Annotated in this window: 11 protein-coding genes; 2 read left to right on the top strand and 9 right to left on the bottom strand. The window is 60.1% G+C overall.

The window, feature by feature from the left end; all coding sequences use genetic code 11:
* A partial coding sequence (locus ACTHLF_RS12445; RefSeq protein WP_440327673.1) for an integrase core domain-containing protein occupies positions 1-92 on the top strand: 92 nt, incomplete at its 5' end.
* A gap of 22 nt (positions 93-114) precedes the next feature.
* On the opposite strand, the gene ACTHLF_RS12450 is transcribed toward ACTHLF_RS12445, so the two are convergent.
* Positions 115-1416 (bottom strand): XVIPCD domain-containing protein, encoded by a 1302-nt coding sequence (locus ACTHLF_RS12450; RefSeq protein ID WP_440327663.1) that lies wholly within the window; start codon positions 1414-1416, stop codon positions 115-117.
* 24 nt (positions 1417-1440) lie between these two features.
* Entirely contained in the window at positions 1441-1881 is a 441-nt protein-coding gene (locus ACTHLF_RS12455) for a lysozyme inhibitor LprI family protein (RefSeq protein WP_440327664.1), read from the bottom strand.
* Between the two features lie 216 nt (positions 1882-2097).
* On the opposite strand from ACTHLF_RS12455, the gene ACTHLF_RS12460 reads away from it, so the two are divergent.
* The gene (locus tag ACTHLF_RS12460) at positions 2098-2841 is read left to right on the top strand and encodes a hypothetical protein (protein WP_440327665.1); all 744 of its coding nucleotides are present in this window, start codon (positions 2098-2100) and stop codon (positions 2839-2841) included.
* Here the strand turns inward: ACTHLF_RS12460 and ACTHLF_RS12465 are convergent.
* From ACTHLF_RS12465 to ACTHLF_RS12495, 7 genes are all read right to left on the bottom strand, one after another.
* Positions 2815-4404: an ABC transporter permease gene (locus ACTHLF_RS12465; RefSeq protein ID WP_440327666.1), complete on the bottom strand. Its 1590-nt coding sequence runs from the start codon at positions 4402-4404 to the stop codon at positions 2815-2817. The genes ACTHLF_RS12460 and ACTHLF_RS12465 overlap by 27 nt on opposite strands.
* Before the next feature lie 2 nt (positions 4405-4406).
* Positions 4407-5288: an ABC transporter ATP-binding protein gene (locus ACTHLF_RS12470; protein WP_440327667.1), complete on the bottom strand. Its 882-nt coding sequence runs from the start codon at positions 5286-5288 to the stop codon at positions 4407-4409.
* Between the two features lie 132 nt (positions 5289-5420).
* Positions 5421-6116: a dienelactone hydrolase family protein gene (locus ACTHLF_RS12475; RefSeq protein ID WP_440327668.1), complete on the bottom strand. Its 696-nt coding sequence runs from the start codon at positions 6114-6116 to the stop codon at positions 5421-5423.
* 135 nt (positions 6117-6251) lie between these two features.
* Positions 6252-6500 carry a hypothetical protein gene (locus tag ACTHLF_RS12480; RefSeq protein WP_440327669.1) on the bottom strand — a complete coding sequence of 83 codons (249 nt, stop codon included), beginning with the start codon at positions 6498-6500 and terminating at the stop codon, positions 6252-6254.
* Positions 6501-6569: 69 nt separating this feature from the next.
* Positions 6570-7157, bottom strand: coding sequence for a hypothetical protein (locus tag ACTHLF_RS12485; protein ID WP_440327670.1), 588 nt, complete (start codon positions 7155-7157; stop codon positions 6570-6572).
* A complete protein-coding gene (locus tag ACTHLF_RS12490; RefSeq protein ID WP_440327671.1) occupies positions 7145-7393 on the bottom strand; it encodes a hypothetical protein in 249 nt (82 codons plus the stop codon). The genes ACTHLF_RS12485 and ACTHLF_RS12490 overlap by 13 nt, the downstream gene beginning before the upstream one ends.
* A gap of 219 nt (positions 7394-7612) precedes the next feature.
* Positions 7613-8062, bottom strand: coding sequence for a hypothetical protein (locus tag ACTHLF_RS12495; RefSeq protein WP_440327672.1), 450 nt, complete (start codon positions 8060-8062; stop codon positions 7613-7615).
* Positions 8063-8356: the final 294 nt, after the last annotated feature.

The following is an 8356-nucleotide window of genomic DNA, read 5'->3' on the forward strand; positions in this document are numbered from 1 at the left end:
TCGAAAACTGGCGCCGTGAGTACAACGAGGAGCGCCCGAAAAGAGCACTAGGCGGGCTGACGCCCGCAGCCTACGCGAAACAGTTACAGTAACCTCGGGCTCTAAATCAGACCGTTACTGAAGGCGGGGGGACGTCGCCGCTTCGTACGATCGCATGGCTTCGGGCCAACGGCTCGACGAGTCTGAGATGGGCGTAGTCAGCCCTTGCATCGTGTCCGTGCTCGCCTGCCGATCAAAGAAGTGATCCCGGACACCAGGCGGCCTTTGAACACCCCAAAGTCGGCTCGCATCGTCACTCAGGGCAACCTGGTCAATGCGCTCCAATCCGCTCGACCTGGCAGCCACGACCAATGATGCGGCCAGATTGTCGCTTCTTGCATCCGGCTCACGGCCATGCTGCCGATCTAAGTCATGCACTAGCATGCGTGCCGAGGAAAACATCCCGTGATCTGGATGCGCCTTATCATCGAGGCTGCAGGACGGCATTCTGGTCGAAGCCTCAGCGAGGCTTCCCAGACCGATATCCCTGGACAACTGCTGCTCTGTCAAACGTCGCTCAGTAAGCACCGATACGCTTCCGTGCACGTAGAGGCCGGACGCCCGCTGGAATGATCTGAGCGCTTCTTGCGTGGCTGGGCCCATATGTCCGTCCGGATCTATGGATCTTCCGGCTGCTGACAGATACCCCAAATCCCTGAGCCCCTCCTGTATAGCCTCGACGCGCGGTCCTGACGCGCCGAGTTTGAGAGGCGCGAAGGACCTCTGCTGGGACCCAATCTCGCTCGTGGCCATCGGGAAGCCCGTTTCCGCGAGATAACTCAATGCGTGCTTTTCTGTTTCGATTCGTGCCTCGAGGCCGGGCGTTTGCGTTAAGGAGCTCCTGAAGTCGTCCGTCACGTGCTTCAGCTTGGAATCCTGCACAGCCCTCACTATCTGCACATCTGACAATTCGCCCAGTTTGAAGTCGGGACCGTAGGCTTCGGCAAGCCCCCGAGATACGATCTTTGTGGTGTAACCACGATATTGGACCGCGGTACTCCAGACCATGTCCTGCACTGCCGCACCGCGGCCATCGACGTCGATTCCTGCTCGCTTCAGCGACTGAACCTGGGGGTCATAGTGGGTCTTCTGAATGAAATCGTGCTGTGCGTCGGAAAAAGCGGGATCACTTGCCGCGAGGCGCTTCCACTCAGCCACGAATTCGGCTGAATTCATAGTCAGCTTCGAAAAGTCCCTTTCGTACCCGGAATACGCGAGAAATTCGTTCAGCGTCCCAGTACCGCTGGCAATCTGGTACGTCCCGTAAGACATTCCGCCAAGATCGCCTTGTCCTTGTGAGACTGTGCCCGGTCCCGCGCCCGCCGACTCGAAGTAAAGCGACGTCTGACCGATCTTCCATTCGTTCTTTCCTACCATCACTCAATCCTTGCAATCGAGCCGCTAGTCTCCCAAGCGGCGTTCCAATGCTGTCGCCCTCCGGGCGGTGTACAACACCAGGCAGTTGGATGCATCCAGGATGTCTCCCTGCCCTGCACCTCCCGGTAGCGCACAGTCCTTCTCTTTCTTCGCAATCCACTTGCGCTCTTCGTCAACTAGAATCCTCCGATCCTCCGCCCCAACTTTGCGAATGATCTTTCCGTACACCATGTTCAGCCGCTTGTCCTGATAGGTGTACTCCGCACTATTGCACCTGATCATGGTTGGGACGACGCCTCCCGCAGCGTCGAGGCAATCCTGATATCCAGGTCGCAGCTTCAAGAACGCCGAATGATCCTCGAGTTCGCCGGGGTCGTCAGGCAACTCCTGGGCTCGGATAGCCAGAGGGAGAAAACATGCGGCCACTAGCAGCATCTCGGCAATCTTTGTTTTCCTGCTTCGCATCTTCGCCTCCTTAGAACGTCGCTAGGTCAGCCATTCTGGAGTGACAAGTCTATCGACCTCTTCACCCTCGGCATACGGGAAAATTCTGAAAATGCAGCCGGATTTCACAGAAGCGTCCGGTGTAGGAATGCGCCTACATAAGATGTGCAGCGAGCCGGCTATATTCCCCGCCGAGAGGGCAGTCAGGGGGCTGCTAGTCAAATCCGGCAAGGAATGATGACTGAGAAAGTGAATCGACGGACGCAGGCCGACGCCTCCACCACGACCGCGGCAGAGGACCATGCAGTACCGAATGCTGCGTCGCTCAGCTTTGCCGAGCTAAACCGTCGACTAAGCGCTATACCTGATTACGATGCCCCAGCGCCCAACGCGCGTAAGTGGCCACGCGTATGCCAGTTCGTATCTTTGGTCGCCTACGTGGCGACGTTGGGGGTCGCTCGTCTGCCGCTTGATGAAAAAGCCCATGTCGTGCTCATGCTGCTCCTGCTGACGATCGAGATAACCGGCGTCGCGGCAAGCTTTTGGTTCTCCCGTGGTGAGTTCATCAGTCTGATCCGCCCCTTCGAGGATTACGCTCGGCAACTCGACCACGACTACCCCTATCACTTCGAGATACGCGACTGGTTGGCCGGGCAACCGAGAGACACGCTCGAGAAGCATGCCGCCATGCCCAAGTACCGCAGGGAACGGTTCACGCAGAGGCTGCCACTTCTAGCCGGAGGGATCTCGACGCTGGGGATCATCCCCGTGCTCGTTGCGGTGTATTTCCAAGGTCGCCAGATCCTCGAAGGTCATTCCATTACCTGGATCGATTGGTTCTTTGGCTTCGCTCTACTCCTTTTCTACTGGCTAACCTGGACGTCGTCGCTAACGAAGAGCCGCATGGATGCGATGGACATGTACCTCCAGGACGCCCTTGCCGAAGCCAAAGCGTCAGACCCCGTCGCGACTCCTCAATAGCAGGCCCTTCAGCGAACCCTCGCCATACCACCACTGCCAGCCAATCACCAGCGCCACTACGGCCGCCGCAATCATCACCAGATACGAATAAACGCCGGGCGAACCAACAGCAAACGCCAAAGGCCCCTGCCCCTGCACCCCCATATACCCCACCACCACAAGCCCAAGCTCAAACGGCCGCGGGCTTCTAAACACCACACCAAACGCCAACCCGAACAGCGCCACCTGCACGGCCACGAGCAACAACACGACAGCAGCCGCGTCATGCCCCACACCTAACCGAACCAACGCCGGCAATGCAGCGAATAGAGCCAGCACCAACGACACACTAACCCGCGCCACAAGCAACCGCTTCGCCGCCCCCACCGCCGTGAACACGAGCGCCCCAGTACCCGCACTGCGCTCACGCAATATCGCTCGTGAGAACACATCGGTACTCGCAAGCCACGCAACGATTACCGCAATGGTCATTGCATCCTTCGACCCCGCGGCCTGCACTCCCCACGAGATCGCCAGGGCCAGCCACCACCACCCAACCCGCGCACGCAGCACGCCCTTGAGCTCAGCCGAGACAAGCCGGCCCGTAGCGCTGTGATCAAGAAAGCCGAGCACCTTATCGAGCCAGCGCAACCGCCTCCCGCTGTTTGCACGCGCCTTTGCCGCCTGCGTCCGCGCCGCCGCACGATCAAGCAGCGGCGCCAGTGCGGCGACACCCAGCATCGGCAACACCACCCACAGCACCCGGCCGAGTGCAGCTTCGGTATTCGGTGTCCAATGCGTCCACGCGAACAGCCGCACCCTCACCGGTTCGCCCATGGGGATAGTGACGCTCAACGAGTGCGTATCCACCCACGGCGCCGTGCTGGCGAGCCCGTGGATCAGATCGCGGCCGGCCATGATCATGCCGCCCGGGTCGCTCAGCCACGGGCTGGCGTTCGGGACACCGTTCTTCTCCAGCAGGTTCGCGCTCACCGCCAGCACGGCTGTCCACACGAAGAAGTACAGGACATTGCCGAGGGTGCGGCGTGTCCACGGAATGAGGTCGAACAGCACCGCCAGGAACGCGGTGAAGGCCAGCGATGGCAACGCCAGCAGCACGGCGGGCTTGCACAGCTCAACGAGATCGATGGCGCGATCCTCAGCCCGTACCCGTTGCGCGACCAGGCCCACCGCCACGCTCGCGAACAGCAGCAGGGAGAACACCGCCATGTGGCTCGCCCACTTCGCAAGCAGGTAAGCGGAACGCGTCATCGGCGTCGCCACCAGCAACTGCCACACCCGCGTATCGAAGTCGCGCACCAGCGTCCCGCGCACGAGATAGAAGCCCACCAGCGAAAGCAGCGTCGCCTGGATCAGCCCCACCGTCATCCCGATCCACGCACTGGAATACGCACCCCGCGCGTTATCGCCGAAGCTCACCGAGACCATCCCGCTCTGCAGCGACGGGAAGCAGCCCCACGTAGCCCACGCCACGAGCCCCAGCACGATCCAGAAACGCGGAGTCCGGCTACGCTCGCGCAGGTCGGCCACCACGATCGCCATGAAACGACGCAGCGCCTCCATGTTCAGCGCGCCCCCGCGCGGGCCAGCAACCACAGGTAGGCATCCTCGAGGGCCGGCTTGCACGACACCGCATCGGCCGAAGGCGCTGCGTCCGCAACGATCCGCAGGCGCACGCCGTCCGGGCGGCGCAGGGAACTGCTCACGGTGAAGGAAGCCCGCGCCGACGCCAGCGCATGCTCCGGCACCAGCCATTCCCACACCTTACCTTCCGCCTGGGCGACCAGGTCGTCCTGCGAGCCGAAGAACGGCAACCGCCCCTTCGACATCACAGCCAGCGCCGTCGCACTCGCCTCCACATCCGACACGATGTGCGTGGAAAGGATGATCAGGCGATCCGCGGCCAGGTCGGTGATGAGGTGGCGGAAGCGCAGGCGCTCCTCGGGATCCAGGCCCACGGTCGGCTCATCGACGATCAGCAGCCGCGGGTCGTTCAACAGCGCCTGGGCGATGCCCACCCGCTGACGCATGCCCCCGGAGAAGTCACCCAGCCGGCGATCGGCAGCCTGTTCCAGGCCAACCATGGCGAGGCAGGCCTCGACGCGGGTGCGAGCCAACGCCACCGGCAGGCCTTTCACCGCCGCCAGGTAAGCCAGGAACTCCCGGGCCGTGAGCGTCGGGTACACCCCGAAATCCTGGGGGAGATAGCCGAGCTCGGCACGGAGCGCATCGGGCGAGCGGGCGATGTCCTGGCCATTCCACAACACCTTCCCCGCACCGGCCTTGGTCAGCGTGGAAAGGATCCGCATCAGGGTGGATTTCCCCGCTCCATTGGGGCCCAGAAGGCCCAACACCCCAGCAGCCATGCGGAAATCCAGCCCGGCCACGGCCTGGTGCTTATTGGGGTAGCGGTAATGGACGTCCTGGACGGACAGCTCGCATGGCATGGTTTGGGCCCTGGGAAACGGCAGGCTCGCCGCGGGGCCTATATTGGTGTGTTACGTCACCAACACACCTGTGCCGGAAGGCATGGGTAGGTGCCTATCCTTCTCGCGCGCAGTGAGCCAAGCCTTCCGCCCCTACCCGAGCTTTTCCTTCAGGAACGCCCAGGTACGGTCATTGGCCAACTTGGCGGCCGCCGCATCGTAGTGCGCACCCCCGTGGCGCGAGAAGGCGTGGTTGCAGCCGTCGTACGTATAAATCGTAACGTTCGGCATACCCGCGAACGCCGCCTTGATCTGCGCCTGGGCCGCCGTGCTGATGAACTCATCGGCCCCGGCCAGGTGCATCAGGAAGGGCGCACTGACCGACGCGGCCTCATCGAGATACTTCTCGGTATCGCCCCCATGGAACGCCACGACTGCATCGACCTTGCCGCGCGCCGCGGTGAGGAACGCCATCAGGCCACCAAGGCAATAACCCATCACGGCGACATGGCCGGTGCATCGAGGCAATGCCCGCGCGGCAGCGATAGTAGCCGCGACATCGGAGACGCCGGCATCGCGGTCATAAGCCATATAGAGCGCCAGCCCCTTCTTCCAGTCGGATTCCGACGTGACGCTCAGATCGACACCGGGCTCCTGCCGCCAGAACAGATCGGGCGCGATGGCGATGAAGCCTTGCGCCGCCAGGGCCCGACAGGTGAGGCGGATGTCCTCGTTGACGCCAAAGACTTCGTGGAGGACGACTACCGCTGGTGCCTTGTCGGCTTCCGGGTAGGCGACGTACGCGGAAAAGTCGCCGGCGGCTGTCTTGATGGTCATGCTGGTGTTCACGGCCCGATGCTCCTGGAGTGGGATTCCATGCGGACCATTACCTGCCGGTATTTCTTGGGCTTGTTGGAAATAGCCGGGACTTGCACAGGCAATGCTATGAGTTCCCAGTCCATTCGGCGTTCAGCGAAAGCCGTTTCAGATCAACGCGGCTGAACTAGCGACCATTCGGCGCATCTCTTCATCAGTGAACTCAAACTCCTCACCCATGGTCATTGCACCCAAATGAACCAACCAGGTATCCAATTCAACGTCCACCTCCCTTTGATTCGCAAATCGCAAACTGAAAGCCCAGTTAGCGATGCGCTCGATTCGTTTGCCGTCGTCATTGTTCAAGCCCAGCAAAGCGTCGAGTTCCCGCGCGAATCGGATTCTCATGTTGCTCATTAGGCCTTATCCATTGCGAATTCCCTTGTACCCGCGAAAACTCCGAGTGCCCGATCCAACGTCGCCGACCTAACGGCCCGCGGGAACGAATCGCCAGCGCCCCTCAACCTTTTCAACACCTACCTCGAAGCTCTCGAGCTTGTTCTGCGAGTCGTCCCTGTTTACGAAATTTTCCAACTGGCGCTTCGACTCTCCAGAGGCCAACGTCATCGCGAACTCCACGACCTCCAGCAAGCCGACCCCAATGTGCCTGGCTGCGTGCCGCATGAGCGCCATGTATCGGATGCTTTCACGGTCATCGAGTTTGAAGCCTTCGATGACGTTGAGCACGAACGCGATCTGGACCCGTCGCCAATCCCGATAATTCATCGCCTCCTCTGCCAGCCAACCGCAAGCTGAGAGGAGCTTCTTCCTGGTGCCACTCTTGAGGTTCGTCGATACACACTGCCTGTCGTGCACCGACAGATCGGAGTAGAGGTTCGCGACCTCAAGTGCATACGGATACAGAAACTGACTGACTGGGCGAAATCGCGATACCTCAGGCGCGAGCCTCGCGATAGCGGCCTCTACGGCGAGCCTCCGTTCCTCATCTGACTTATCCGTCATCAACGACCTTCCCAGCGTAGCCACCGCGGCAATTTCAATCAGATTGAACACCTTGCACTGACGATCATTTGGCGAAGCTCAACATCGCCAAGCTCAAACTCCTGACCCATGCTCATGAAGCCGAGATCAAGCAACCAGGCATCGACTTCGTCATCGACCTCATCCTGATGTGTTAGTCGCCACCTGTATGCCCAGGTCGCGATTTCATCGATATGCTCACTTGGTCGACCATTCACACCAAGGAGCGCTTCAAGCTCATCTGCAAACTGGATCCTTGAGTTGTTCACTGCCCCCCTCTCCCCGTCCATCGACGGATGACGCGGTGAAATCGTGCATTCTCAAAAAGCTCTCTGACATCAGGACGACTCATGTTCTCGCGCATAGAGTTAAGCATACGGCCTGCGACTGTGGGAAAGAGATCGATGTTAAGCATCGCATGCCTGCCGCCCCTACGAATCTCGTCGCTAAGGGCCAAACCAGTCCGCGCCTTGGCAATTGCGCCGGGCTCACAGACCCCGCTTCGAGTAATGCTCGCTTTCGATCAGGCTATTCATAATAGTGAAAAGGTAGTCTCCTTTTCGACGGTCGAGTGTCGCCGTTACCAAGGTTAACGGGCACAGCTGAGTCCGCTGTCCGGCAAGTCCCTTTAGTTGCGGAAGACCAAAGAAGACATTCTTTTTGTCGACATTGTCGATGAACCATTTCCCCCCCAGTCGCTTGCGAAGCGTCTCTCCGAGATATCTGGCAGCACCATCGATATAAGCCGCATTCTCGTTTGACCGCGCCGCAGCAGGAGATGAGTAACGTGCGAGCAACATTTCCTCAAGCCGAAGCAGAGACGCGTGACTCATGTCTAACGATTCGAGGCACACCGGCTCCGCACCGTCCTTGAACCGATTGATTGCGTCGTGCATGTCCATCAGCCAGTACTGAAACTGATCGTCTTTGTTTTCCAACTATTTCGCTGCCTCTTTTGTCTGATACTTGATTCCAGCTCTATCGAGCGCCGACTTCAGTGGCGCCGAGACATCGTCCCTGCATACCCACTGGATGCCCCAACCCTCCTTGACTAGCGCCGCATCCCTCTCAAGCTCCCACAAGTTGTACTTACTCGCCGATTAATAGCCGGTCTTGTACTCGACATCTTTTTACGTGACTCGAGTAGCCTTGCGCTACCAGAGCGTAGCCTCCTCCTATTCCTCCGCACCGAGCACCAGATCTCCGAACAGCAGTACCTCACCTCCCAAGCG

It is taken from the genome of Luteibacter sp. (genome assembly GCF_051958795.1).
Taxonomy (GTDB): domain Bacteria; phylum Pseudomonadota; class Gammaproteobacteria; order Xanthomonadales; family Rhodanobacteraceae; genus Luteibacter.